This is a genomic window from Plantactinospora soyae (genome assembly GCF_014874095.1).
Taxonomy (GTDB): domain Bacteria; phylum Actinomycetota; class Actinomycetes; order Mycobacteriales; family Micromonosporaceae; genus Plantactinospora; species Plantactinospora soyae.
Genome location: NZ_JADBEB010000001.1, coordinates 2,838,551 through 2,865,543 on the forward strand (window position 1 = coordinate 2,838,551; position 26,993 = coordinate 2,865,543).

Annotated in this window: 21 protein-coding genes; 14 read left to right on the top strand and 7 right to left on the bottom strand. The window is 71.2% G+C overall.

Features of this window, described 5'->3' with window-relative positions:
- Positions 1–372 precede the first annotated feature (372 nt).
- Positions 373–813, top strand: coding sequence for a hypothetical protein (locus H4W31_RS12775; protein WP_192772054.1), 441 nt, complete (start codon positions 373–375; stop codon positions 811–813).
- A gap of 392 nt (positions 814–1,205) precedes the next feature.
- Here the strand turns inward: H4W31_RS12775 and H4W31_RS12780 are convergent, their stop codons facing one another.
- Positions 1,206–2,867, bottom strand: coding sequence for a glycoside hydrolase family 13 protein (locus H4W31_RS12780; protein ID WP_192766861.1), 1,662 nt, complete (start codon positions 2,865–2,867; stop codon positions 1,206–1,208).
- 135 nt (positions 2,868–3,002) lie between these two features.
- On the bottom strand, positions 3,003–4,076 hold the full coding sequence (locus H4W31_RS12785; RefSeq protein WP_192766862.1) for a LacI family DNA-binding transcriptional regulator: 1,074 nt from the start codon (positions 4,074–4,076) through the stop codon (positions 3,003–3,005).
- A gap of 341 nt (positions 4,077–4,417) precedes the next feature.
- Here H4W31_RS12785 and H4W31_RS12790 point away from each other — a divergent pair, with 341 nt between their 5' ends.
- Entirely contained in the window at positions 4,418–5,662 is a 1,245-nt protein-coding gene (locus H4W31_RS12790; protein ID WP_192766863.1) for a sugar ABC transporter substrate-binding protein, read from the top strand.
- A 19-nt stretch (positions 5,663–5,681) separates the two neighbouring features.
- On the top strand, positions 5,682–7,283 hold the full coding sequence (locus H4W31_RS12795) for an ABC transporter permease subunit (RefSeq protein WP_192766864.1): 1,602 nt from the start codon (positions 5,682–5,684) through the stop codon (positions 7,281–7,283).
- Between the two features lie 14 nt (positions 7,284–7,297).
- Here the strand turns inward: H4W31_RS12795 and H4W31_RS12800 are convergent, their stop codons facing one another.
- Complete coding sequence (locus H4W31_RS12800) at positions 7,298–8,506, bottom strand: RNA-guided endonuclease InsQ/TnpB family protein (protein ID WP_318783162.1); 1,209 nt, start codon at positions 8,504–8,506, stop codon at positions 7,298–7,300.
- Positions 8,507–8,661: 155 nt separating this feature from the next.
- Here H4W31_RS12800 and H4W31_RS12805 point away from each other — a divergent pair, with 155 nt between their 5' ends.
- Together H4W31_RS12805 and H4W31_RS12810 are read left to right on the top strand one after the other, a co-directional pair.
- Positions 8,662–9,507: a sugar ABC transporter permease gene (locus H4W31_RS12805; RefSeq protein WP_192766866.1), complete on the top strand. Its 846-nt coding sequence runs from the start codon at positions 8,662–8,664 to the stop codon at positions 9,505–9,507.
- 2 nt (positions 9,508–9,509) lie between these two features.
- Positions 9,510–11,342 carry a glycoside hydrolase family 13 protein gene (locus H4W31_RS12810; RefSeq protein WP_192772055.1) on the top strand — a complete coding sequence of 611 codons (1,833 nt, stop codon included), beginning with the start codon at positions 9,510–9,512 and terminating at the stop codon, positions 11,340–11,342.
- A gap of 27 nt (positions 11,343–11,369) precedes the next feature.
- Here the strand turns inward: H4W31_RS12810 and H4W31_RS12815 are convergent, their stop codons facing one another.
- Together H4W31_RS12815 and H4W31_RS12820 are read right to left on the bottom strand one after the other, a co-directional pair.
- Entirely contained in the window at positions 11,370–12,125 is a 756-nt protein-coding gene (locus H4W31_RS12815) for a DUF305 domain-containing protein (RefSeq protein ID WP_192766867.1), read from the bottom strand.
- Between the two features lie 234 nt (positions 12,126–12,359).
- The gene (locus H4W31_RS12820; RefSeq protein WP_192766868.1) at positions 12,360–12,968 is read right to left on the bottom strand and encodes a TetR/AcrR family transcriptional regulator; all 609 of its coding nucleotides are present in this window, start codon (positions 12,966–12,968) and stop codon (positions 12,360–12,362) included.
- A 109-nt stretch (positions 12,969–13,077) separates the two neighbouring features.
- On the opposite strand from H4W31_RS12820, the gene H4W31_RS12825 reads away from it, so the two are divergent.
- The 9 genes from H4W31_RS12825 to H4W31_RS12865 all read left to right on the top strand — a co-directional run bounded on the left by H4W31_RS12825 (position 13,078) and on the right by H4W31_RS12865 (position 23,846).
- Positions 13,078–14,133 carry a hypothetical protein gene (locus H4W31_RS12825; RefSeq protein WP_192766869.1) on the top strand — a complete coding sequence of 352 codons (1,056 nt, stop codon included), beginning with the start codon at positions 13,078–13,080 and terminating at the stop codon, positions 14,131–14,133.
- 108 nt (positions 14,134–14,241) lie between these two features.
- Positions 14,242–14,583 carry a hypothetical protein gene (locus tag H4W31_RS12830; RefSeq protein ID WP_192766870.1) on the top strand — a complete coding sequence of 114 codons (342 nt, stop codon included), beginning with the start codon at positions 14,242–14,244 and terminating at the stop codon, positions 14,581–14,583.
- Between the two features lie 340 nt (positions 14,584–14,923).
- Positions 14,924–15,991 carry a BMP family lipoprotein gene (locus H4W31_RS12835; RefSeq protein WP_192772056.1) on the top strand — a complete coding sequence of 356 codons (1,068 nt, stop codon included), beginning with the start codon at positions 14,924–14,926 and terminating at the stop codon, positions 15,989–15,991.
- 297 nt (positions 15,992–16,288) lie between these two features.
- The gene (locus H4W31_RS12840; RefSeq protein WP_318783735.1) at positions 16,289–17,848 is read left to right on the top strand and encodes an ABC transporter ATP-binding protein; all 1,560 of its coding nucleotides are present in this window, start codon (positions 16,289–16,291) and stop codon (positions 17,846–17,848) included.
- Between the two features lie 281 nt (positions 17,849–18,129).
- Complete coding sequence (locus H4W31_RS12845; RefSeq protein ID WP_225946512.1) at positions 18,130–19,341, top strand: ABC transporter permease; 1,212 nt, start codon at positions 18,130–18,132, stop codon at positions 19,339–19,341.
- A gap of 114 nt (positions 19,342–19,455) precedes the next feature.
- A complete protein-coding gene (locus H4W31_RS12850) occupies positions 19,456–20,733 on the top strand; it encodes an ABC transporter permease (protein WP_192766871.1) in 1,278 nt (425 codons plus the stop codon).
- Between the two features lie 31 nt (positions 20,734–20,764).
- On the top strand, positions 20,765–21,469 hold the full coding sequence (locus H4W31_RS12855) for a cytidine deaminase (protein ID WP_192772059.1): 705 nt from the start codon (positions 20,765–20,767) through the stop codon (positions 21,467–21,469).
- A gap of 220 nt (positions 21,470–21,689) precedes the next feature.
- Entirely contained in the window at positions 21,690–22,970 is a 1,281-nt protein-coding gene (locus H4W31_RS12860; RefSeq protein WP_192766872.1) for a thymidine phosphorylase, read from the top strand.
- Positions 22,971–23,165: 195 nt separating this feature from the next.
- Positions 23,166–23,846, top strand: a complete 681-nt coding sequence (locus H4W31_RS12865) for a DUF4272 domain-containing protein (RefSeq protein WP_192766873.1) — start codon at positions 23,166–23,168, stop codon at positions 23,844–23,846.
- Positions 23,847–23,862: 16 nt separating this feature from the next.
- Here H4W31_RS12865 and H4W31_RS12870 read toward each other — a convergent pair whose 3' ends face one another.
- Together H4W31_RS12870 and H4W31_RS12875 are read right to left on the bottom strand one after the other, a co-directional pair.
- A complete protein-coding gene (locus H4W31_RS12870) occupies positions 23,863–24,747 on the bottom strand; it encodes a putative RNA methyltransferase (RefSeq protein WP_192766874.1) in 885 nt (294 codons plus the stop codon).
- Between the two features lie 57 nt (positions 24,748–24,804).
- Positions 24,805–26,940, bottom strand: a complete 2,136-nt coding sequence (locus H4W31_RS12875; RefSeq protein ID WP_192766875.1) for an MMPL family transporter — start codon at positions 26,938–26,940, stop codon at positions 24,805–24,807.
- Positions 26,941–26,993: the final 53 nt, after the last annotated feature.

Below are 26,993 nucleotides of genomic sequence, written 5' to 3' on the forward strand. Positions count from 1 at the left end.
CCGCCCGAGCGCGCCGAGTCGTCGTCGGACCGGACCGAGTCGCCTCCAGATCGGGCGGAGTCGTCGTCGGACCGGACTGAGTCGTCGTCGGACCGGACTGAGTCGTCGGACCGCGCCGAGTCGTCGTCGGAGCGGACTGAGTCGTCGTCAGATCGGCCGCCGGAGCCGCCGTCGCGAGGCTGACGGCGGGCCGGGTCGGCGGGGCGTCGCCGCTCGCATCCGTCAGGTGGGGCTGCGGGGGCCCGCCTGCGTGTTCTTGCGACCAGGCGGCGGCGCCGCAGCGGAGTGTGACCGACCAGCGATGAAACGACCAGTCCTGCGATTCGGGCAAAAGGCACTAATCGTTAGACGATCGCCGTCATGATGAGTCGCGTGGGCGCACTCGTGACGTTGGAGCTTCCGGACGACTCGCCGATCCTCGCGCTGCCCTGGATCATCACCTTCGGCCCGCTCGACGACGACGAGGAGTGGGAGCCGGTGGTCTGTGGCCCCTACGAGCGGCCACACGCGCTGGCGCTGGCCGAGTCGGTGGTGGCCGACGAGGAACTGATGGCCGTGGTGGAGCCCCTGCTGCCCCGGGTCTCCGCCGACGAGATCCGCGCCGAGATCGCCGCCGCGCAGATCGCGGCCGAGGACGAGGCGGTGGAGTTGGACGAGGCCACCGTCTACGGCGACTACGAGGACGTCGGCGACGAGGAACTGATCGGGGAGAGCAGTCGCCGGGCGGCACAGCCGCAGCAGCCGCCGGATCCGGCCGAGGTACGGGCCGGCCTGGCCCGGATCGCCGCGATGCTCACCCGGCCCGGCCAGTAGCCGACGCGGTCGAAGGCGGCATCCCGCGAGGTGAGCGCGCGTTGGGCGGGTGGATGACCCAGGGGGTTCGGTCAGGTGCGGCGCCCTGACAGTCCTGGAGCGCGCAGCAGGCACTGAGCACATTCCGGACAAGGGCGCGATGCGCGACACCTACCAGCGGCTGCGTGGCCTCGACGACGGCCTACCGCCAATCGGAACGACGAACATCCTGTCGCCTGTCCGCTGGCGGTGACCGCGGCGGAACCCGCACCCGCTGACTTCTCCGCACACACCGGTGCCCCGGAAGCGGACTCCCGGGGCACCGGCACCACCATCCCCTCCACCACAAAGGGGTTGTCGGCCCCAGTCGCCCGTCGGCGCGGAGCGCGACGGACGACCAGGTCAGTTCTGAGTTACCCGGTTACCGGCCGGATGAACCACCCTGCCGCGTCATTCGGCAGCGTCACCTCGCCGTTCCGTTCGGTCAGCGGCTCGCTGGCCAGGATCGGCGTGCCGTACCCGGCCACCGAGACCGGGGCGCCGCTGAGGTTGGCCACGCAGATCAGCCGGTGTCCACCGGCCGGTTCGGTCCGACCGAAGGCGAGTACGCCGGGCTCGCTGTCCAGCCAGGTCATCCCGGTCCCCCCGGCGGAGGCGGATCGATCCGTCGGCAGCGCGGTGTGCGCGCGACGCAGCCGCAGGGCCGACCGGTACAGCTCCAGGGTCGAGTCCGGGACGCCGGTCTGGGCGGCCACCGAGCGGGCCCGCCAGGTCGGCGGGGCCGGCAGCCAGGACGGTCCGCCATCGGCCGGACCGAAGCCGTACGGGGACACCTCGCCATTCCACGGCAGCGGCACCCGGGCGCCGTCCCGACTCTGTCCGGTACGCAGGAAGGCGGGGTCCTGTCGCAGCTCGTCGGGAAGGTCGAGCACCTCCGGCAGGCCCAGTTCCTCGCCCTGGTAGAGGTAGACGCAGCCGGGCAGGGCGAGCATCAGCAGGGCGGCGGCCCGAGCCCGGCGCAGCCCGAGTGCGCCGTCGCCGTACCGGGTGACGTGCCGTTGCTTGTCGTGGTTGGACAGCACCCAGGTGGTCGGTGCGCCGACGATCGTCGACTCGGCCAGCGCGGTGTCGATCACCTTGCGGAACGAGTCGGCCGACCAGGTCGCGTCGAGGAAGTCGAAGTTGAACGCCTGGTGCAGCTCGTCCGGCCCGATGTACCGGGCCAGTCGGGCCGGAGTCTCGGCCCAGGCCTCGGCGACCGCCATCCGGCCCCCGGGGTAGCTGTCCAGGATCGGCCGCCAGGCGCGGTAGATCTCGTGCACCTCGTCCTGGTCGAAGTAGGGCAGCCGCCCCCGGCCGAGCAGTTCGACCTGGCGCTGGCCGTCGGCGGAGGTACGCCCGACGTCCGGCAGCCCCTCCTCCTTGATCATCCCGTGCGCCACGTCGATCCGGAAACCGTCGACACCACGATCGAGCCAGAACCGCAGGATGTCCTCGAACTCGGCCCGGACCTCGGGGTGCCGCCAGTTCAGGTCGGGTTGGGCCGGGTCGAACAGGTGCAGGTACCACTGGCCGTCGGGTACCCGGGTCCAGGCCGGACCGCCGAAGATCGACTCCCAGTCGTTCGGCGGCAGGGCGCCGTCCGGGCCCCGGCCGTCGTGGAACAGGTAGCGCGCCCGGTACGCCGAACCCGGCGGGCTGGCCAGCGCCGCTCTGAACCAGGGATGCGCGCTGGAGGTGTGGTTCGGCACGATGTCGACGATGATCCGCAGGTCCAGGGCGTGCGCGTCGGCGATCATCGCGTCGAAGTCGGCGAGGGTGCCGAAGATCGGGTCGACGTCCCGGTAGTCGGCGACGTCGTAGCCACCATCGATCATCGGGGACCGGTAGAACGGGGTCAGCCAGAGCGCGTCCACGCCGAGGTCGCGCAGGTAGGGCAGTCGACTCCGGACGCCGGCCAGGTCGCCGATGCCGTCACCGTCGGCGTCGGCGAAGCTGCGGACGTAGACCTGGTAGACGACCGCGGACTGCCACCAGTCCTCGACGGGCCGGGGCGGTTCGGGGTGCACGGTCATTGCGGCGCTTTCCGTTCTTGTCGGGGGCGCGAGCGGGGCCTTGTTCCGGGTTCAGAGCAGGATGCCGGGCACGGGCTGCAAGAGTCAAGCAATTCTTGCGCAAGAACTTCCGGGGCGATCCCGCGCCGATCCGGCTCAGACCGGTAGCGCCAGCTCCGACGAGGACCGGGGATCGGCGCCGGACCGGTCGGCGGCCCCGGGTACGACCGCGGTGGATCCCCGGACCACCAGCTCGGGCCGGAAGATGTACTCGGAGTGCGGTGCGGCGTGCCCGTGGATCTCGTCGACCAGCGAGCGTACGGCGGCGACCGCCATGGCCAGCACCGGCTGCCGCATCGTGGTCAGCGGCGGGTCGGTAAACGCCATCAGCGGCGAGTCGTCGTAGCCGACCACGGAGAGGTCACCGGGTACGGAGAGTCCCCGTTGCCGGGCCGCCCGGATCGCCCCCAGCGCCATCAGGTCCGAGCCGCAGACCAGCCCGGTCACGCCCCGGTCGAGCAGCCGGGCGGCGGCGACCTCGCCACCCTCCACCCCGAACAGCGACAACTCGGCCAGCTCGTCGAGTTCCGCGTCAGGCAGCCCGACGAGTCGTTTCATCGCGGCCTTGTAGCCGGCAACCTTCCGCTGTACGGGAACGAACCGGCCGGGCCCGGTGATCAGGCCGATCCGGCGGTGCCCGAGCGCGACCAGGTGGGCTACCGCGAGTTCGCCGGCCTCCCGGTCGTCGCAGGAGACGAAGGGGGCCGGTATGCCCGGCACGTAGCCGTTGACCAGCACGATGGGCAGCGGCCGGCCGAGCAGGGTGCGGTAGCGCGCAGAGTCGGCGGAGGTGTCGGCGTGCAGGCCGGAGACGAAGACGATCCCGGAGACCTGCCGGTCCAGCAGCATCTCGACGTACTCGTCCTCGGTGACCCCGCCGGGGGTCTGGGTGCAGAGCACGGAGGTGTAGCCGGCCTGGGCCAGCCCCGACTCGATCACCTGGGCGAACGCCGGGAAGATCGGGTTCTCCAGTTCCGGCACCACCAGCCCGACCAGGCCGGCACTGCGCTTGCGAAGCCGGGCGGGCCGCTCGTAACCGAGTACGTCGAGCGCGGTCAGCACGGCCTGTCGGGTCTCGGGGGCCACGCCGGGGCGGTCGTTGAGCACCCGCGACACCGTGGCCTCGCTTACTTCGGCCTGCTGGGCGATGTCGGCTAGTCGTGCACGCATGCGCCGCACTTTAACTTATTCAGCAAGTTCTTGCGGAGCCTGCTGCAAGGTCTTCCATTGGCTGCAACGTCTTGCTAACGTCCCGGCAACACGCGACACCGGTAACACCGCGATACCGAGCAGCCCCAGACCGGTAGCACCGCGACACCGAGCAGCACGACACCGAGCAGCACGACACCGGCGCCACCACACCGGTAGCGCCGCGACACCGAGCACACAGGACAACGCGACACCACGCGACAGCGGCGGCGCGCTACCCCCGGCGCCGGTTGACAGACGTAGCACTTTCCCGCCGGTCGGGTAGCCCGCCCCCGGGGCCGACCATGACGACAGGAGTTCCGATGCGCATCCGTACCGCGGGTGTGGTCGCCGCGATGGGACTGGCGCTCGCCGGCGCCGGCTGCGGCAGCGATTCGCCCAGTGCCGAGCCGAGCGCCTCCGCCGGAGCCGGCGGCAGCCTGATGATCTGGGCCGACGACAAGCGTACGGCCGCCCTCAAGCCACTCGTCGCCAAGTTCGGTCAGGAACTGGGCGTCACCATCGAGGTCCAGGCGGTCTCCGAGGAGCTGATGCCGAAGTTCGTCACCGCCTCGCAGGCGGGCAACCCGCCGGACATCATGATCGGCGCGCACGACTGGATCGGGAACCTGGTCCAGAACGGCACGATCGACCCGATCCAGTTGACCGAGGCGCAGCGCGGGGCGTTCGCCGAGATCGCGATCCGGGGCGTCACGTTCAACGGCCAGGTGCAGGGCGTGCCGTACGCGGTCGAGAACCTCGCGCTGTTCCGGAACACCGAACTCGCGCCGAAGGCACCGGGAACGCTGGAGGAGCTGGTCGCCACCGGCAAGCAGATCAAGCAGTCCGGCAAGGCCACCGAGATCCTCTCGATGCCGGTCGGGCAGACCGGCGACGCGTACCACATGTATCCGCTGTACACCTCGGGCGGCGGCTACCTGTTCGGCACCAAGCCGGACGGTGGCTACGACCCGAAGGACGTCGGCGTCGGCAACCCCGCCTCGATCGCCGCCTTCGAGAAGATCCGGAAGCTCGGCGAGAAGGGTGACGGCGCGCTGAAGCGCTCGATCGGGCACGAGAACGCGCTGTCGCTGTTCACCGGCAAGAAGGCGCCGTTCATGATCAGTGGACCGTGGTCGATCGGCGACGTGAAGAAGGCGGGGATCTCGTACGAGATCGAGCCGATCCCCGGCTTCGCGGGCGGTCAGCCGGCCCAGCCGTTCGTCGGGGTCCAGGCGTTCTACGTGGCGTCCAAGGGCAAGAACAAGGCCATCGCCCAGGAGTTCGTGGCCAACTACGTGACCAAGCCGGAACTGGCCAAGGTGCTCTACGACGCCGAGCCCCGCCCACCGGCGCTGACCGCCGCGTTCGACCAGGTCAAGGGGACCGATCCGGACGTCGTGAAGATCATGGACGCCGGTAAGGGCGGCGCGATCATGCCCGCCATCCCGGAGATGGCCAACGTGTGGGATCCGTTCGGCAAGGCGTCCGCCGCGATCGTCGGGGGAGCCGTCGTACCGTCCACGGTCACCGCGGCGGGCAAGTCCATCAAAGACAAGATCAAGTAGTCCGGCGGAGGGTCTGGTCGTGGCCGAGAAGACGGCCACCCTCCCGGAGGATCGTGCTGGCCGGGAAGTCTCCCAGGAGACTCCCCGGCCACCGCGTTCGGTCGGGCTGGGTGGGCAAATCGGAAAGACAACGGCGCTCGCGGTCACCATCGCGCTGGCCGTGTGGGCGGCGTTCCCGCTGATCGAGCGCCGGTTGTGGGTCGGCCTCGCCATCGAGGTCGGCGTGGTCGCGGTGGTCTGCTACGTCTACCTGTCGCCCCGCCGGGTGCCGATGAAGTACCTGCTCCCCGGCACCCTGCTGCTGATCGCCTTCCAGGTGGTCCCGGTGCTGTACACCGTCGGCACCGCGGTCACCAATTTCGGCGACGGGCACCGGGGCAGCAAGGACGAGGCGATCATCGCGATCCAGACCTCGTCGGTGAGCCGGGTGCCGGGCTCGACCGAGTACGCGCTCTCGGTCGCGACCCGGGGCGTACCCGCCAGCGACCCGCTGCTGTTCCTGCTCGTCGATCCGGCCGGTGCCGCCTTCGTCGGCGACTCCGCCGGGCTGCGGCCACTGTCCGGGGCGACCGTCGCAGGTGGGCGGATCACCGCGGCCGAGGGCTACAACCTGCTGGGCATCGGCCAGTCCGCCGCCCGGGGTGCGGAGATCACCGCCTTCACGGTGCCCACCGATCGCGGCGCGATCCGGGCCCAGGGCATCTCCGGCGCGTACGAGGGCCAGGCCGGCCAGCTCTACGACGCCGGCTGCGACTGCGTCCGGGAAGCCGCCACCGGCAGGCAGTGGCGGGCCGACGACGCCGAGGGCGCCTTCGTGAACGAGGCGGGGGAGCGGCTGGTTCAGGGCTGGCGGGTCAACGTCGGCCTCGCCAACTTCACCCGGGTGGTCACCGACCCGACCATCGCCGGCCCGTTCGCCGGCATCCTGGTCTGGAACCTCGCCTTCGCGGCCGCCTCGGCCCTCGGCACGTTCGCGCTCGGGCTGCTCTGCGCGCTGGCGCTGCACTCGCCCAGGCTCCGGGGCCGCCGGATCTACCAGGTCCTGCTCATCCTGCCGTACGCGATGCCGTCGTTCGCGATGCTGCTGATCTGGCGGGACATCTTCAACACCGACTTCGGCCTGCTCAACCGGATGCTCGACCTGAACGTCGACTGGTTCGGCGGCACCTGGTCGGCCCGGGTCGCGGTGATCCTGGTCCAGCTGTGGCTCGGCTACCCGTACATGTTCCTGGTCGCCACCGGGGCACTGCAGGCGATCCCGAAGGAGGTGGGCGAGGCCGCCGAGATGGACGGCGCCGGGCCGTGGCAGCGGTTCCGCCGCGTCACCCTGCCGCTGCTGCTGGTCGCGCTCTCCCCGCTGCTGATCTCGTCGTTCGCGTTCAACTTCAACAACTTCACCGCCGTCTACCTGACCACCGAGGGAGCGCCGTTCCCGGCCGACAACTCCAGTGCCGGCGGAACGGACCTGCTGATCACGTACATGTTCCGGCTGGCCTTCGACGCCCAGGGTGCCCAGTACGGCTTCGCCGCCGCGATCTCGGTAGTCATCTTCACCATCGTCGCGATCATCTCGGCGGTCACCTTCCGCCGGACCCGGGCCCAGGAAGAGGTGTACTCTTGACGTCTTCCACAGCCCTAATGGGCGGGGATTCCCTCGGTCGCCCTTGGGTTTTCCTGCTTCGGCACCGACTGCCTCGTCCGGGCGTCCGCCCGTTGAGGTCTTACACCGGCTCCACAGGCCGTGACGGAGAGCCCCTCCGCCAGAATGTTGCGGGCCGCGTTGACGTCGCGGTCGTGGACGGTGCCGCATCGGCAGGTCCACGTCCGCACGTCCAGCGGCATCCGCTGCGCGAGAACACCACACGTCGAGCACAGCTTCGACGACGGGAACCAACGGTCCACAACTATCAGGTTCCGGCCGTACCAGTCGGCTTTGTATTCGACCATGGTGCGGAACTGCCGCCAGGCCGCATCACTGATCGCACGGGCCAGAGTGTGATTTTTGACCATGTTACGCACGGTCAGGTCCTCGATCACGATCGTTTGGTTGTCACGAACGAGTCGAGTGGTCAGTTTGTGCAGGTGGTCCCGACGCCGGTCGGTGATCCGCGCGTGGATCCGGGCCACCCTCAACCGGGCCCTGGCCCGATTCACCGACCCCTTCTCCTTACGTGCGAGCTGGCGCTGGGCGCGGGCCAGCGCGGACCGGTCGGCGCGTTCGTGGCGCGGGTTGGTGACCTTCTCACCGGTACTCAACGTCAGCAGGCTGTCCAGTCCGGCGTCCACCCCAACAGCCGTGTTGACGGCCGGGACCGGTTCGATCACATCGTCGCAGAGCAGGGACACGAACCAGCGTCCGGCCGCGTCCTGGCACACCGTCACCGTGGACGGCGACGCACCCTCAGGCAACGGCCGCGACCACACGATGTCCAACGGCTCTACCATCTTCGCCAGAGTCAGCCGGCCGTCGCGGCAGCGGAACCCGCTGGTGGTGTACTCCGCCGACTTCCGCGACTTCTTCCTGGACTTGAAGCTCGGGTACCGGGCCCGGTTGGCGAAGAAGTTGACGAACGCGCCCTGCAGGTGCCGCAGGGCCTGCTGCAACGGCACCGACGACACCTCGTTGAGGAACGCCAGTTCCTCGGTCCTCTTCCACCCGGTGAGCATCGCACTGGTCGCGTTGTAGGTGATCCGTTCCCGCCGCAGGACCCACGCCTCGGTACGGGCCTGCAGCGCCAGGTTGTAGACCCTCCGGACGCACCCGAACGTACGCGACAGCTCCGCTGCCTGCGCCTCGGTCGGGTAGAAGCGGTACCTGAACGCCCGCTTCACGGTCCTGGACACGGTCCACACGTTAGCGAACCAGCTGGTGAGCCCTGCGGTGGCGCGCGGGTAGACGCCTATCCGCCTTGGCGGCGGATCGGCTATCCCTGCCCTGCTCCGCAGGAGTCCCGTTTCCTCTCCGGCCTGAAGGTCGGAGTATCCACGGAAGGAATCCGATGACCTGGGTAAAGAGTGTCGGCTGGCGACACCTGGTCGGAGTCGGTGCCGTCCTCTTCTCCCTCTTCCCGATCGTCTTCGTGGTCTCGGCGGCGCTGAACCCGCTCGGCACCCTCTCCTCCAGCGAACTGCTGCCGACCGGGTTCACCGCCCGGAACTTCCTCGACCTGTTCGCCGAGCACGCCTTCGCCCGCTGGTACGGCAACTCGCTGCTGATCGCCGGCCTGGCGTCCGGCGCGGCGGTGTTCATCTCCATGCTGGCCGCGTACGCGTTCAGCCGGATGCGGTTCCGGGGCCGCCGGGTGGGACTGCTGTCCCTGCTGATGATCCAGATGTTTCCGCAGTTCCTGGCGATCGTGACGATCTACCTGATGTTCACCACGATCACCGAGTACTGGCCGGCGATCGGGTTCAACACCGCCTGGGGCCTGATCATCCTCTACCTCGGCGGTGCGCTCGGGGTGAACACCTGGCTGATGAAGGGCTTCTTCGACACTGTGCCGAAGGAACTCGACGAGTCGGCCACGATGGACGGCGCGTCACACGCGCAGGCGTTCTTCCGGATCATCCTGCCCCTGGTCATGCCGATCATCGCCGTCACCGGGCTGCTCGTCTTCATCGCCACCATCAACGAGTTCCTCCTGGCCAACATCTTCCTGACCGACACCAACGCCAAGACCCTGCCGGTCGGGCTCTACGGGCTGCTCGGCGGCGAGTCCCGGAACGTCAACTTCGGGGTCTTCTGCGCCGGTTCGCTGCTCACCGCGATCCCGACGGTGCTGGTCTTCCAGTTCCTCCAGCGGTACATCGTGAGCGGGCTGACCGCCGGCTCGGTGAAGGGGTGAGCATGCTCGGCCTGCCGCACCACGACGGCTCGGCCCGGTACGTCCCGAACCAGGCCCCCGGGCTGGGCGAGACGGTGCCGGTGTTCGTCCGGACCTCCGCGTCGGTCCGGACCGTCCGGATCCGGTCGGTCGCCGACGGTGAACCTCGGTACGGCACGGCCGTCCTCGACCGGGAGGCCGGCGGCGTCCGGTGGTGGCGGGCCGAGGTCGAGGTCCGCAACCCGGTGACGAACTACCGCTTCCTGGTCGACTCCGGGCCGACCGGCGGCGGGCAGCGGTGGCTTCACGCGCGCGGCGTCGTCGGGTACGACGTACCGGACAACACCGACTTCAGGCTGGTGGCGTACGACCCGCCGCCGGAGTGGGTCCGGGACGCCGTGGTCTACCAGATCTTCCCGGACCGGTTCGCCCGCTCGGCCGGCGCCGCCGAGCGGGACCCGCCGGACTGGGCCATCCCGTGCGACTGGGACCGGACCCCGGTGATCGGCCGTGGACCCGAGACGCCGTACCAGTTCTACGGTGGCGACCTGGACGGGATCACCGAGCGGCTGGACCACCTGGACCGGCTCGGGGTGAACACCGTCTACCTGACCCCGATCTTCCCGGCCCGCTCCAACCACCGGTACGACGCCGCCGGGTTCGACCGGGTCGATCCGCTGCTCGGCGGCGACGCCGCGCTGGCCCGGCTCGCCGACGCCGTACACGGCCGGGGGTGGCGGCTGCTCGGCGACGTCACCAGCAACCACACCGGCGACAGCCACCGGTGGTTCGTCGACGCGATCTCCGACGTCGGCTCCCCGGAGCGCGAGATGTACTACTTCGACGACGGCGGCGACTACGAATCGTGGCTGGGCGTGAAGTCGCTGCCGAAGCTGAACTGGGGCAGTGCCGAGCTGCGGCGACGGTTCCACACCGGTCCGGACTCGGTGCTGGCCCGGTGGCTGCGCCCGCCGTACGGGCTGGACGGCTGGCGGGTGGACGTGGCCAACATGACCGGTCGGCGCGGGCGGGACGCGTACACCACCGAGGTGGCGGTCGCGCTGCGCCGGGCGGTGACCGAGGCCCGGCCGGACGGGTTGATCGTCGCCGAGCACTGCCACGACTTCACCGGTGACCTGGACGCCGACGGCTGGCAGGGCACGATGAACTACGCCGGCTTCCTCCGTCCGGTGTGGAGTTGGCTGCGCTGTGCCGAGGTGGACCTGCCGGACTTCCTCGGCGTACCGGACGGGGTGCCGAGGCGGGACGGGCCGGAGGTGCTGGCCACGATGCGGGCGTTCGGATCGCTGGTCTCCTGGCGGGCGCTGGCCGCGTCGTGGCTGCTGCTCGGCTCGCACGACTCGGCCCGGATCCGGACCGTGGTCGGCGACGCCGCCCGGCAGGAGGTCGCGGTCGGGCTGCTCTGCACCCTGCCCGGTACGCCGATGATCTTCGCCGGTGACGAGCTCGGACTGACCGGGCGCAACGGCGAGGACTCGCGTACCCCGATGCCCTGGCGGCGGCCGGAGACCTGGGACCGGGGCACGTTCGACCGGTACCGGGCACTGGTCGCGCTGCGCCGGAGCGAGCCTGAACTGCGGCACGGCGGCCTGCGCTGGGCGTACGCCGACGCGGACAGCCTGGTCTTCCTGCGTGAGGGGCCGGCCGGGTCGCTGCTGGTGCTGGCCCGCCGCGCGTCCGCCGAACCGGTACGCCTGGTCGGGGCGGCGTCCGGGGCGGGCGGTGTCGAGGGCGTCAACCTGTACGGCGGAGCGCCCGACCTGCACCCGGATCCGAGCGGTGCGCTGACCCTGCCCGGTGACGGGCCCACCTTCCAGGTCTGGCGGATGTCCTGACCCTGAGCAGGGCGGGGTCGCCGCCGATCAGGGCACCTGGGGGTCGATCACCTCACGCATCCGGTTGATCTCGACGGCCTGTTCGAAGGCGATGTTCCGGGCCAGCTCCCGGATCTGCGGATCCACCCCGGCGGTGAGTACGGCCTGGGCCATCTGGATGGCGCCCTGGTGGTGTGCGCTCATCATCTCGATGAACATCCGGTCGAACGCCGTCCCGGTCGCCGAGGTGAGCGCGGCGATCGCCGCCGGGCTCTGCATGCCGTGCATCGTGTGGTGCTCGTGGCCGGACTCCACGTCGGGGGGCAGACTCCGGTCCCGCAGCCAGCTCCGCAGCACCTCGACCTCGGGCTGCTGGCTGGCCCTGATCCGGTCGGCGACCGAGATGACCCCGGTGCCGCCGGCCCGGGTCGGTACCAGGGCGGCCATCTGCAGGGCCTGCTCGTGGTGCGGGACCATCATCTGGACGAAGAGGACGTCGGCGCTGTTGTGCCGGGGACCGGACTGGGGGGTGAGCTGGTTCGGCGCGACCACGTCGGCCGACTCGCCGGGTCGGCCGGGGCGGATCACCGGCACGGTCGACCCGACCGGGCTGGGCGGGGTGCTGGGCGTGGTCGTACTTCCGGTGGTGGGATCCGGTCCGGGCCGGGCGGTCGGGGTCTCGTCGGTCGGGCCCACGACGAGGGCGATCCCGATGGCCAGCACCACCGCCGTCGCCTCCACGAGCGTCACGAGCACGATCGCGGGCCGACGATCGCCCTGTTTTCCGTTCCTGGCGAACACCACAGCGTGACTCCCGTCCGCCGCCGGCCGGTCGCGGCGTAGCCGGGGCTTTCCACCCGGGACCGGTGTGTCCGGCCACGGGGTCGGCCGATGGTAGCCCGCCCGGACGGAGCCGTGGAAGCTTCGGCGGTGTGGCGGACCGGCCGAGGTCAGAGGGGATAGCTCGGCGCGACGACAAGATCGCCCCGGGTGTCGACCAGCGCGGCGCCGGGTCGACTCAGGACGCCCGGGCCACGGTCAACCGTCGGCGCGGCCCTGGGTGGCGATCAGTGCCCGTACGCCACTCAGGTACGTCTTCCGGTCCGGGCCGGCGGCCAGCAGGCGTTGCAGGGCGAAGCCCGGGATCATGCCGAACAGGACGGCGCCCACCGCCTCGGGATCGGCGTCCGGGGGCAGCTCCCCGGCCTGCTGCGCCCGCCGGGCGAGGGCGACGAATCGGGCTCGGGTCCCGCCGTACATCCGCGCGACGAAGTCGGCCAGCTCGGGATCGCGGAGCGACTCGGCCCAGACCTGGATGGCGAGCGGGAAGAGGCCGTCCGGGGCGACCTGGGCCTCGACGAACGCGAGTGCCCGGTCCACCGCGTCGACCAGTGGTGGCGGCGGCTCCTCCTCGGCGATGGCCGCGAAGAGTTCGTCCGCGTCGTCGAGGACCGATCCGGCGATCGAGCTGACCAGCTCCTGCTTGCTCCGGAAGTAGCGGTAGACCGCGCCGACCGACAGGCCGGCCTCGCTGATCACATCCTGCATCGAGGTGGCGTGGAAACCGTTGCGCAGGAAGCAGCGCCGGGCGGCGTCGAGGATCTGCTGCCGTCGGGCGGCGAGGTGTTCGTCGGAGACACGTGGCACGCCGCACATTGTAAAACGAACGCTCGTTCTTGACGCCGCCGGCGATGGCGGGGAACCTGTTCTAAAGAGAACGAACATTCGTTTTAGATCGCCACGAGGGAGTCGGAAGATGAGTCGACCGTCGGTCCCACCGGAGCCGCCCCGCTCCGGGCACCGCCGCCCGCCGTACGCCGTCGCCGTACTGGTCGCTGCCGGGGTGGTACTGCTGCAATCGCTCCTCGTACCGCTGTTCGCCGGTCCGGCGGCGAACCTGGAACCGCGCGACCTGCCCGTCGTCGTCGCCGGGCCGGCCCCGGCCACCGACGCGCTGATCGGGAAACTGACCGCGGCCGCCCCCGGGGCCTTCGAGGTGATCCGGTTGCCGGACGGTACGGCGGCAGACCAGGCGCTGCGCGACCGCGAGGCGTACGCCGCGTTCGTGATCGGCCCGGACGGGCCGGCGCTGCACACCGCGAGCGGGGCCAGTCCGACGGTGACGGCGCTGCTCACCCAGTCCGCCGGGCAGCTCTCCGGCGGTCAGCCGCTTCGGGTGGTCGACGTGGTCCCCGCCGACCCGGACGATCCCCGGGGCGGCGGCTTCGCGGCCGGATTCCTGCCGCTCGCGTTGACCAGCATGGTGGCCGGGGTACTGCTGGCGCTCCTGGTCGCCAACCGGACCGCCCGGCTGGCCGGCCTGGTCAGCTTCGGACTGCTGGCCGGACTCGCCGGGCCGGTGGTGCTTCAGGGCTGGCTCGGTGTGCTCCCCGGCGACCACCTGGCCAACGGGGCCGCCATCGGGCTGGTCGGACTGGCCATCGCGGCCACCCTGAGCGGGCTCGGTACGGCGCTGGGCCGAGCCGGCCTGGCCCTCGGCGCGGTCCTGGTCTTCCTGGTCGGCAACCCGCTGTCCGCGGTCACCGCGGCGCCGGAGTTGCTGCCCCAGCCGTGGGGCGTGGTCGGCCAGTGGCTACCGGTGGGCGCCGGTGGCAGCCTGCTCCGCTCGACGGCGTTCTTCGACGGCGCCGGCGCGGCGACACCGCTGCTGATCCTCGTCGGCTACGCCGTCGTCGGCCTGGTCCTGGTGGCCGTCGGCCGGGCCCGGCCGATCGGCCTCGGCCCCGCGCCGGCGGTCGGCACCACCGGAAGCGACGCGGGGAACGCCGACCTGGCGGCCAGCCGTAGTTGACCACGCTCGCCGGGTCACGGCGGCGGCATCGTCGGCCGCCGTGGTCCGGCCGGTCGGCGGCCGGGCCGGGGGCGACGGCGCGGCTGCCGATGGGGCAGGATGTCGGCCGTGGAACCTCTGCGGCTGATACTCCTCTACGCGCATCTGATCGGGTTCGCACTGCTGCTGGGCGGCGCGCTCACCCAGTACGTCACCGGCCGGTTGCGGATCAACCCCCTGATGCTCTGGGGCGCCATCATCCAGGTGCTGACCGGGATCGGGCTCTCCGCGCCGCTGCGCGACGGCGACGAGCCGGCCCCCGCCAAGCTCGCCACCAAGCTCGTCATCGGCCTGATGATCTTCGTGATGGTCTTCTTCTCCCGGAAGCGGGAGTCGGTCAACCGTGGGCACTTCATCGGGATCATCGTGCTGACCCTGGCCAACGCCGCGATCGCGGTCTTCTGGCGCTGACCCCCTCCGTCGGCCACCCGTACCGGGCCCGCCGCCGGTAACCGGGGCTCGGCCGCCGCCCCGGCTGGTCCCGAGCACCCGGAACGGTGAAAACGGGGCGCTTCGTGATTCGACGGCGGGCATCGGGCGGGTTAACAAGTGATGTCCCACACCCCCAAGTTACGTAAGGGTAACGGGCGTTCAACAGTCAGGCACGATTGTCGGCCGGTGGACAGGCGCGGGCGTACGCTCCCGTCCGTAACGTGGGACGCCGGCGGCAAACGCGCAGGCCGGCTTTGGGCTGCCACCGCGGTGGCGGTGTGCAATGGGAAGGGAGACCGTCTTGCGCTCTGTGCGTGGGATGCGGATCGTTTCGGTATTCGCGGTGGGCGGGCTCGCGCTGGGCGCCGCCGCCGCGTGTGGCGAGGCTCCGAGCGACAGCAACGCGGGCGGCACCGCGGCGGAGAAGTACACCGCGTGCATGGTGACCGACGTCGGCGGCATCGACGACAAGTCGTTCAACACCTCGGCCTGGGCCGGGCTGGAAGCGGCCAAGGCCGCCGACAGCAAGATCGATATCAAGTACGTGGCCTCCAAGGCCGAGGCCGACTACGAGCCGAACCTGACCCAGTACGTCAACCAGGACTGCGACTTCATCCTCGCCGTCGGCGGCCTGATGGGCGAGGCCACCTCCAAGATCGCCAAGGCGAACCCGGACCAGCAGTTCGGCATCGTCGACGCGAAGCTGCCGGAGAGCAACGTCTTCCCGATGCAGTTCAACACCGCGCAGGCGGGCTTCCTCGCCGGCTACCTGGCGGCCGGGATGTCCAAGTCCGGCACGGTCGGCACCTACGGCGGAATGAAGATCGGTCCGGTGACCATCTTCATGGACGGCTTCGTCGACGGCGTGGCGCAGTTCAACAAGGTGAAGAGCAAGACCGTCAAGGTCATCGGCTGGGACAAGGCCACCCAGAACGGCTCGTTCACCAACGACTTCGTCAAGCAGGACGAGGGCAAGAAGGTCAGTGACGCCCTCGTCGCGCAGGGCGCGGACATCGTCATGCCGGTGGCCGGTGGCGCCGGCCTGGGTACCACGGCGGCGGCGCAGGCCTCCGGTGGCAAGTACTCCGTCATCTGGGTCGACGTCGACGGATGCCAGAGCACGCCGAACTGCCCGGCGCTGCTCACCACCGTGGTCAAGAACATCTCGGACGCGGTCAAGGACGCGGTGGTGACGGCGGCCAACGGCGAGAAGCTCGCCCACGACCCCGGCTACCTCGGCACCCTGGCCAACAACGGCGTGTCGCTGGCGCCGTACCACGATTTCGACAGCAAGGTGCCGGCGGAGCTGAAGGCCGAGATCGAGAAGCTCAAGACCGACATCAACTCCGGCGCGGTCACCGTCACCTCGGCGGCACAGCCGGTCTGACGCCGGATCGGCCGTCCCGCAGAGGCGTTCGGGACGGCCGGCCGGGCCGACGGAGAACGTCGACGATCCGGCCGTCCCGACCCTCGGGGGCAAGGTTCGCCCGCGAGGATCGGGACGGCCGGTTTTCGCGCCACCCAGGCCGGGCCGAACAGCCCGCCGTGACCACCGGACCGACCCTGTCGACCCGGTCTGGCAGCAGCTACGCTGCACCATCGCCCGCACTCCCAGGAGGTTGCGCTGAGACTCGAACTGCGCGGCATCACCAAGCGGTTCGGTGACCTGGTCGCCAACGACCACATCGACCTGACGGTGGAGCCCGGAGAGATTCACGCGCTGCTCGGTGAGAACGGCGCGGGCAAATCGACCCTGATGAACGTGCTGTACGGCCTGTTGCAGCCGGACGAGGGCGAGATCCTGGTCGACGGGGCGCCGCTGCGGGCCAAGGGCCCCGGTGACGCCATCGGCGCCGGCATCGGCATGGTGCACCAGCACTTCATGCTCGTACCGGTCTTCACCGTGGCGGAGAACGTCATGCTCGGCGCCGAGCACGTCCGGGGCGGTATCGCCGGCTTCCTGGACCGGCGTCGGGCCCGGCGCCAGGTGACCGAGGTGTCCAGCCGCTACAACCTGCGGGTCAACCCCGACGCGGTGGTCGAGGACCTGCCGGTCGGCGTGCAGCAGCGGGTCGAGATCGTCAAGGCGCTGACCCGGGACGTGGAACTGCTCATCCTGGACGAGCCGACCGCCGTGCTGACCCCGCAGGAGACCGAGGAACTGCTCGCGGTCATGCGGTCGCTGAAGGAGTCCGGCAAGTCGATCGTGTTCATCACGCACAAGCTCAAGGAAGTCAAGGCGATCGCGGACCGGATCACGGTGATCCGCCGGGGCCGGACCGTCGGTACCGCCAGCCCGGACGCCAGCGAGGACGAGTTGGCCGCGCTGATGGTCGGGCGCACGGTGAACCTGCTGGTGGAGAAGGGTCCCGCCACACCGGGCGAGCCCGTACTGGAGGTCGAGGGACTCGTCGTCGACGACGAGCGGTCCGTACGCGCGGTCGACGGGGTCGACCTGACCGTCCGGGCCGGCGAGATCCTCGGCATCGCCGGGGTGCAGGGCAACGGTCAGACCGAACTCATCGAGGCGCTGATGGGTCTGCGTCCGGTGCTGAGCGGCTCGGTCACCCTGTCGGGGCAGCGCGTCGACGGCTGGCCGACCAAGCGGGTGCTGCGGGCCGGCGTCGGGTACGTCCCGGAGGACCGCAGCGTCGACGGGCTGGTCAAGGAGTTCAGCGTCGCGGAGAACCTGGTGCTGGACATCTACGACCGGCCGCCGTTCGGGGCGGGCCTGGTGCTCAAGCCGGACGCGATCACCGCCTCGGCCCGGGAGCGGATTCCCGAGTTCGACGTACGCACACCGTCCGCCGAGGCTGCCGTCGGCACGCTGTCCGGCGGCAACCAGCAGAAGGTGATCATTGCTCGGGAGATGTCCCGGCCGCTGAAGCTCTTCGTGGCCGCGCAGCCCACCCGGGGGGTGGACGTCGGCTCGATCGAGTTCATCCACCGTCGGATCATCCACGAGCGGGACATCGGCACCGCCGTACTCCTGGTCTCCAGTGAGCTGGACGAGGTCATCGGGCTGGCCGACCGGATCGCCGTGATGTACCGCGGCCGGATCCTGGGAGTGGTCGGGCCGGACACCCCGCGCGAGGAGATCGGCCTGCTGATGGCCGGCATCACCGGACCGGAGCCGGCAGCGACCGCCGGGTCCGCCGACGGCAGCACCGCGCCCGCCGCCGCCCCGGAGGACGGGAAGGCGACGTCGGCCTCCGACGCCCCTGGTAGCGAGGAAACCCCGTGAGCGAGCCCAACGAGCGAAGCGACCAGCTCGGCAGCGAGCCCAAGGAGCGCGCCGACCAGGCCGGCAGCGCTCCTGATGCGCGCGGCGACCGGGCCGGCGTCGAGGGCCGGCCGTCCGGCAGCCCGGACGTCTCCGGCAGCCCGGACAAGCAGACCGGCGACACGGACCCGGCGACCGGAACCAGCGGGCCGACGACCGACGCCGTGAAGGACACCCCCGGCGGTACGGCACCAGGTGCCGGTGCCGACGCGCTCACCGGCCGGGACTCGGGCGGGCCTCTCCTGCTCCGGCTCTTCGTCCGCAACCTGTGGGCGGCCAACACCGTCGTGGTCACCGTGCTTGCCATCGTGCTGGCCACGGTGATCGGCGCCGTACTGATCATCGTCTCCGATCCGGACGTGCTCGCCACCTACGGCTACATCACCGCCCAGCCCGCGGACGCGCTCAACTCCAGTTGGACCGTGGTCAGCGACGCGTACGCGAACCTGTTCAAGGGCGCGGTCTTCGACCCGGCGGCGGTGAGCGGCTGGATCAACGGCACGAACGGCTGGCAACCGGTCTTCGCGCCGATCTCCGAGACGCTGACGTACGCCGCGCCGCTGGTCTTCACCGGCCTCGCGGTCTCGCTGGCCTTCCGGGGCGGGCTGTTCAACATCGGTGCGCAGGGCCAGGCCACCCTCGGGGTGGTCCTGGCCGCGCTGGCCGGCTTCCTGCTGCCGTTGCCGCCGGTGGTGCACCTGATCGTGGCCGTACTCGCCGGGGCGATCGGCGGGGCGATCTGGGGATTCGTGCCCGGGTTCCTGAAGGCCCGTACCGGCGCGCACGAGGTGATCACCACGATCATGCTCAACTACGTCGCGATCTCCTTCCTGGCCTGGATCATCGTGCAGGACGGCGTACACGCGTCGGGCCGGACGGACGCGATCAGCCGGTCGGTCGACGGATCCGCGCAGCTTCCCCGGCTGCTCGGCGGCGACCTGCGGGTGCACCTCGGCATCGTGCTCGCGATCGGAGCCACCTGGGGAGTCGCCTGGCTGCTCAACCGGTCCACCTTCGGCTTCGAACTCCGGGCGGTCGGGGCCAACCCGGACGCGGCCCGGACCGCCGGCATCAGCGTCGGACGGACGTACGTCCTGGTGATGGTGATCGCGGGCGCGCTCTCCGGACTCGGCGGCGCGAACATGGTGCTCGGCACCACGGCCACCGCCCTCACCCCGCTGGTGATCGCCCAGATCGGCTTCGACGGCATCCTGGTGGCGCTGCTCGGCCGGGTGAAACCGTGGGGAGTCGCGCTGGCCGCCCTGCTCTTCGGTGCCCTACAGGCCGGTGGAAACCGGATGCAGTCGTACGCCAGCATCTCGTTGGAACTGGTCACGGTGTTGCAGGCGCTGATCGTCATCTTCATCGCCGCACCGGCACTGGTGAAGGCGATCTTCGGGCTCCGGGCGGCCCGGGCGGCCCGGCTCCAGACGAGCATGGCGAAGGGCTGGTGACGGTGAGCGCGAGGAGTGAGCTTGCGAGCCCCGCAGTCGTGAACGGATGGTGGCGCAGGTGAGCGCGAGGAGTGAGCTTGCGAGCCCCGCAGTCGCGAACGGAGAGCTGGCCTGATGTCCACCATGGCTGTCGAGGACGTCGCCGTCGCCGTACGGCAGGGTTTCTGGACCCGGGACCGCAAGGTCGGGGCCGGCGCGTTGCTGCTCGGGCTGGTCGCGGCGGTGCTCTTCGGGGCGCTCGCCACCGGTACGGACGCGCGGTTCACGCTCAGCGAGGACGCGGGCGGCGCGGCACTCGCCATCAACGGCACCCTCGGCGCGGTGATCTTCGGGCTGGTCGCGGCGGCGGCCGGTGCGGGCCTGCTGGCCGGTACGTCGAAGCGGTGGTTCGTGCCGCTGCTCGGTGTCGCGGTGGTCGGGGTGGTGCTCTCCTTCCTCTGCTGGCAGGTGTCGGCGGCACCGGCCGGGCAGAACTTCATGCCGCTGGTCAACATCGTCCGGGGCACCTTCATCCTCGCCCTGCCGCTGATCTTCGGCGCCCTCGCCGGGGTGCTCTGCGAGCGGTCCGGCGTGGTGAACGTGGCGATCGAGGGCCAGTTGCTGATGGGTGCCTTCGCGGGTGCCCTGGTCGGCACGCTGGCCGGGAGCGCCTGGATCGGGCTGATCGCGGCGGCGCTGGGTGGGGCGCTGATCTCGCTGCTGCTCGCGATCTTCACGATCCGCTACCTGGTCGACCAGGTCGTGATGGGGATCGTGCTCAACCTGCTCGCGCTCGGCCTGACCGGGTTCCTCTACGAGCGGCTGATGCAGCCCAACGCGGCGAGGTACAACCAGCCGCCCCGGTTCGAGGCGTGGCCGATCCCGTTCCTCTCCGACATCCCGGTGCTCGGCCCGGCGCTGTTCCGGGGCAACATCTTCCTCTACCTGGCGCTGTTCCTGGTGCTGGTGATCCACGTCGGGCTGTTCCGTACCCGGTGGGGACTGCGGACCCGCTCGGTCGGGGAGCACCCGACCGCCGCCGACACCCTCGGGGTCAAGGTCCTCGCGCTGCGGTACCGGAACGTGCTGCTCGCCGGGATGGTGGCCGGGGTGGGCGGCGCGTCCTACACCCTGGCGCTCTACACCTTCAGCAAGAACATGATCGGTGGCAAGGGCTTCATCGCGCTCGCCGCGCTGATCTTCGGGCGGTGGAGTCCTACCGGCGCGTTGCTGGCGGCGCTCTTCTTCGGGTTCGCCGACCAGCTCGGCACCTACCTCAGCGCGATCAACAGCAGCATCCCGAGCGAGTTCCTGGCGATGCTGCCGTACCTCGCCACGCTGCTGGCCGTGGCCGGCCTGGTCGGCAAGGTACGCGCGCCGGCAGCCGACGGTAAGCCCTACATCAAGGGCTGACCAGCGGCGGGGCAGGATGGGGGGCGTGACGATGGATATTGACTGGGCGGCTCTGCGGGCCGCCGCGATCGACGCGATGCGGCGCGCGTACGCGCCGTACTCGAACTTTCCGGTCGGGGCGGCGGCACTGGTCGACGACGGCCGGATGGTGGTCGGCTGCAACGTGGAGAACGCGTCGTACGGCGTGACGCTCTGCGCGGAGTGCGGACTGGTCTCCGCGCTGCACGCCTCCGGTGGCGGGAAGCTAATCGCGATGTCGTGCGTAGGCGCGACGGGTGAGCCGTTGATGCCGTGCGGGCGGTGCCGGCAGCTGCTCTGGGAGCACGGCGGACCGGAGTGCCTGATCGAGGCGGAACCCGTCCCGCTGCGGATGGCCGAGCTGCTGCCGCACGCGTTCGGACCGGCCGACCTGGAAGCGATCGCCGGTACGACGAAGCTGCCGGCGGTACCCGAGGAACTGGCCGTCTGGCGGGGGCGGGGGACGGTGTTCCTGCACCCTGACGTCGCCGGTGGCCAGCAGGTGTGGACCGGGTACTGGGAGAGGTCCGCGGGGGACTCCGACGGCGCGCCGACCGGCGTACTGGAGGAGGCGCCGAGCTGGGCCGATCCGGCTGATGCGGTGACCTGGGGACAGGCTCGTACGCCCCGGGTGGTGGTGGTTGACGCGGCCGGGTCGATCTTCTGGGCTGGTGAGGGTGAGCCGCCGTTGGAGATTCCGCTTCGGTGGGGTGACTGAGGGTTCGCGACCTGGCGTGCGTCGGGGTTTGGGCTGGCGTGCGTGGTGGTTTGGGCTGGCGTGCCCGTGCGCGCCGTGCGGGGTTGCCGGGGCCTGCCGTGCCCGGCTCCGGGCGGTCAGGCTTGATCCCTGCGCCGGGCACGGCAGGCCCCGGCCCGGTGGTGCCGGCCGTGGGTCGGTGCGGTGTTCTGGTGGTACGACCTTCAGGAAGAGGAAGTCTGTGAGTGGGTTCGCCGCGATCGACGTGATCCGGACCAAGCGGGACGGCGGGGTGCTCTCCGACGAGCAGATCGACTGGGTGGTCGACGGGTACACCCGGGGCCGGGTCGCCGACGAGCAGATGTCGGCGCTGGCGATGGCGATCCTGCTGCGCGGGATGAACCCGGGGGAGATCGCCCGGTGGACGGCCGCGATGATCGCCAGCGGGGACCGGCTGGACCTTGCCGGGGTACGTCGGCCGACCGTCGACAAGCACTCCACGGGTGGCGTCGGTGACAAGATCACGCTTCCGTTGACTCCGTTGGTGGCGGCGTGTGGTGCCGCCGTACCGCAGCTCTCCGGGCGGGGGTTGGGGCACACCGGCGGCACGCTGGACAAGCTGGAGTCGATTCCGGGCTGGCGGGCCGCGCTCTCGGGCGACGAGTTCATCGCGCAGTTGGGGGAGGTCGGTGCGGTGATCTGTGCGGCGGGGGAGCGGCTGGCCCCGGCCGACCGCAAGCTGTACGCGCTGCGGGACGTCACCGGCACGGTGGAGGCGATTCCGCTGATCGCCAGCTCGATCATGAGCAAGAAGATCGCCGAGGGGACCGGGGCGCTGGTGCTCGACGTGAAGGTCGGCTCGGGCGCGTTCATGAAGTCGGAGGCGGATGCCCGGGAGCTGGCTCGGACCATGGTGGAGCTGGGCGGTGCGCACGGGGTACGGACGGTGGCCCTGCTCACGGACATGTCCACGCCGCTCGGCCTGACCGTGGGCAACGCGGTCGAGGTCGCCGAGTCGGTCGAGGTGCTGGCCGGCGGCGGTCCCGCCGACGTGGTGGAGCTGACCCTCGCGTTGGCCCGGGAGATGCTCACCGCGGCCGGGCTGCCGGACGCCGATCCCGAACGGGCGCTCCGGGACGGCCGGGCCATGGACGTCTGGCGGGCCATGGTCAGTGCCCAGGGCGGTGACCCGGACGCCCCGATGCCGGTCGCCCCGGAGGTGGAGGTCGTCCGGGCCGAACGGGACGGCTTCGTCTCGGCCATCGACGCGTACGCCATCGGTGTGGCGGCGTGGCGGCTCGGCGCGGGCCGGGCCCGCAAGGAGGACCCGGTCAGCGCCCCGGCCGGGGTGGTACTGCACCGGAAGCCGGGGGATCAGGTCCGGGCCGGCGACCCGCTCTACGAGCTCCGTGCCGAGGACCCGGCGCGGATTCCGGCGGCCCGGTCGGGTGCCGCCGACGCGGTGTCGATCTCGGCGGACCGCCCCGCCGTGCCGGCGCTGGTGATCGACCGGATCGGATAGCCGGGGCCGCCGGTGCTGGGGTTGGCCGGCAACCACGCCGGGCGCCATGGTGTACGCGTCCGTAACCGGCTATCCTCCGTCGCCGGGGGGAGAAACCACGGGTGCGCAGTGGAGTCGGCTTTGGCCGGGTCGGCATCCGGGGGCGTGGGCGCCTGGTGCGTCCGAGGCGACTGCGACGCGACGGGAAACAAGGCTGTGACCGTACCCGCTCCCGATCCCCAGGCGGTTCGTTCCCTCAACCTGGACGAACTGGGCCGGTTGGGGCTGCCGGTGCCGCCGGACCAGTTTCCGCTGGTCTGGGAGCCGGGCGACACCGTCGAGTTGCGCCCGACCGCCGAGATCGAGGCCCGTGCCGCCGTACTGCACCTGGTGCTGGCGCGGTGTTTCGGTATGCCGCCCGAGGTGGGGATGAGCTGGCTGCTCGGCTCACACCTGGTGGAGATGGTCACCCCGCCGGAGTGGCAGTTCGTGATGGGCAGCCGGGGCGACCACCGGTCCTTCGTACTGCACCACGACGCGGTGTTCGCGCTGGCTTGGGTGCTCGGGTTGAGCCGGCACCTCGATCCGACGTCACCGAGCGACGACCGGCTGATGGAGCAGTTGCCGCACCTGCCGGCCGGGGAGACCTTTGCCGCCTGGCGCTCCCGTACCCTCGCCGCGCCCCGGGACGCGGCGGAGGTCGCCGCCGTTCTCGACTTCTACTACTGCCTGGACTGGGGCTACCTGGAGGCCGAACGCGAGGGACTGCGGCTGCCGGGGCTGATCGACAGCAACGCGATCGGTCAGCGGCGCTGGGCCCTGGAGTGGGCGGTGGTCTTCCGGGGGCCGTTCCACGACGCGCCCGCCGGGTGGGAGGAGATCGATCTGTCCACCTGAGACGGGGTGGGCGGTTCTAGCGGGGGTGGTGGGCGGTTACCCGGACCGCGGCGGTCACCGGGACCGGCTCGGGAAGGGCGTCGATCCGTTCGTCCAGTTGGGCCGAAGCGGTGTGCCAGGCACTGGGGCCCATCCCGACCAGGGTGCGGACCTCGTCGCGGGTGAGCCGGAGCGTCCGGCGGTGGACTTCGGCCTGCCCCGTGCTGAAGTGCTCGGCCAGGCTGCGGGCGACCCGGGCCTCCTTCTCCGGGTCCACCCGGAGCAGATCCAGCCGTTCGACCAGTTCGCCGAGGTGTTCGGCGTCCGGCGTGACCACCAGCAGCGCGCCGTCCGGCCGCAGTACCCGGTGGAACTCCGCACCGTTGCGCGGGGCGAAGACGTTGAGCAGCAGGCCGGCGGCGCCGTCGACCAGCGGCAGCCCCTGCCAGGTGTCGCAGAGCGCGGCGCCGGCCCGGGGGTGGGCCCGGGCCGCCCGGCGCAGCGCCGGCTTGGACACGTCCAGCGCCAGGCCGGTGGCGCCGGGCAGGGCGTCGAGCACCGCACCGAGATGCCGGCCGGTGCCGGCTCCGGCGTCCACGACCAGTTCCGGGTACGTCGCCGACGCGTCGCCGGCCGACGCGGTTGCGAGCCGGGCGAGCGCGGTCGAGATGAGGTCGTAGTGGCCGGCGCCGAGGAACTCGTCCCGGGCGGCCACCATCGCCGGGGTGTCGCCGGAATGCGGGACGCGACCCGTCGTCAGGTTGACGTAGCCCTGCCGGGCCAGGTCGAAGTTGTGGCCGACGGGGCACCGCAGTGCGGAGGTCGCCGGGGTCCCGTTCGTGCTCGGCTGCCCGGTCGGTACCTGCGCCAGTGGGCGGGTACAGACCGGGCAGCGGAGACGACGCAGGATGTCGGCGAGCACCTGGCCACGATAGTGGCCGGCAGGAGTGGCGCGGCCGTGTCTCCCGGGTGGTGGGGCTCAGCCGCGTTCCAGCGGTGCACGGGGGAGCCACCGGTCGAGCCAGCGGGGCAGCCACCACGCCCGGGGGCCGAGCACCCGCATCGCCGCCGGCAGGATGAGGCAGCGGATGACGAGCGCGTCGAGCAGGATCGCCACCGCGAGTCCCAGGCCGAACTGCTGGAGCATCCGGTCCGGGCTGAGCAGGAAGGCGCCGAAGACCACGATCATGATGGCCGCCGCGGCGGTCACCACCCGGCCGGTGCTGGCCAGCCCCTCCCGGACGGCCGTCTCGGCGTCCCGGTCGCGTTCCCACTCCTCGTGCATCCGGGCGAGCAGGAACACCTCGTAGTCCATCGAGAGCCCGAACACGATGGCGAAGATCATCACCGGTACGTACGCCTCGATCGGGCCGGGTTGGACGCCCAGGGTGCCGTGCTGGAAGACCGCGGTGATCACGCCCATCGACGCCGCGACGCTGAGCAGGTTCAGTACCGCGGCCTTGACCGGGATGAGCAGCGAACGGAACACCACCATCAGGAGCAGTGCGGAGAGCCCGACCACGATCGCGATGAACAGCGGCAGCCGACCGGCGACGGCGTCGGCGAAGTCCTCGGCCGCCGCCGTGGAGCCACCGACCAGGAAGGTCGCGTCGGTGTCCCGGGCCACCGGCGGCAGTACCTCCTGCCGGAGCCGGGTGACCAGTTCGGCGGTCTCGGCGGCCTGCGGTTTGCTGTCCGGGAACACGATCATCGTGGACAGGTCCGCCGACACCGGGACGGGTGGTACGGCGCTGGCCACCCCCGGGGTACCGGCCAGGATGCGGTGCGCGGCCTCGGCCGCCGGCTGGCCGCCCTCCACGACCACCACCAGCGGACCGTTGAACCCCGGGCCGAACCCCTCGGCGAGCAGGTCGTACGCCCGGCGGCCGGTGTTCGACCCGGCGTCGTTGCCGGCGTCGGCGAAGCCCAGCCGCAGGTCCAGCGCGGGAGCGGCCAGGGCGAGCAGTGCGGCGACCGGAATCAGCAGGGCCGGCCAGCGGTGCCGCTGCACCAGCGTGGCCCAGCGACGCCAGGCGGTCCCCTCGGCGGTCCGGCCCGGCCGCTCGGCCCGGCGTCGTACGGCCCGTTCGACGCGGTGACCGAGCATTCCGAGCAGGGCGGGCAGCAGGGTCAGCGAGGCGAGCATGGTGGCCAGCACGGTGAGCGCGATCGCGACGGCGACGCCCTGTAGCGAGCCGAGGCCCAGGGTGACCAGCCCGAGCAGCGCGATGATCACAGTGCAGCCGGCGAAGAGGACGGTCCGGCCGGCGGTGTCCATCGCCCGGCGGGTCGCCGCCTCGGGCTCGGCGCCGGCGATCAGCTCGGCCCGGAACCGGGAGAAGACCAGCAGCGCGTAGTCGATGCCGACACCCAACCCGACCAGGATCATCAACGGCAGGGTGAAGTCGGCGACCGTTGCCACGTGCGAGGCGATGGTGATCATTCCGATCGCGGCGCCGACCGCGAAGAGCGCGATCACCAGCGGCAGGCTCGCGGCGAGCAGCGACCGGAACAGCAGCACCAGGATGATCAGAGCGGCGAGCATCCCGAGGCCCTCCGCGGGCCCGCCCCCGGCCTCCTGGACCTCGCGGACCGGGTCACCGCCCACCTCGACCCGCAGGTCGCCCTCCTGACCCGCGAGGGCGGTGTCGACGAGTTTCCGGACGGACTCGGCCGGTACCTCTTCGGTGATCCCGTCCAGGGTGACCGTGGCGTAGCCGATGCGCCCGTCGGCCGAGACCGCACCGTCGTCGTACGGGCTCCGGACGTCGGCCACGTGCGGCAGCCCACGTACCCGGTCCAGTAGTCCGTCCACCCGGGCCCGGGTCGGCGCTGCGGCCAGTCCGGCGGGATCGGCGAGTACGACCTGCACGGTCTCGCCGGCCCGGGCCGGAGCCCGTTCCCGGAGCGTGTCCAGGGCCCGTTGCGACTCCGTACCCGGCAGCGAGAAGTCGTTGCGGTACGCGTCCCCGACGCCCTGCGCCGCGACCGTGACGGCGCCGAGCACCACGACCCAGAGCAGCAGTGCCCAACGCCGGTGCCGGTACGACCAACTGGCGAGCCGTTCGAACCCGCTCGGCCGCGTCGTGGTGCGGGGTGGGTGCAACTCCACCATGGCTGTTCGCCCTCCAAGGCCGTTCCCGGGTCGTGACCAGCCCGTCCGGCGGC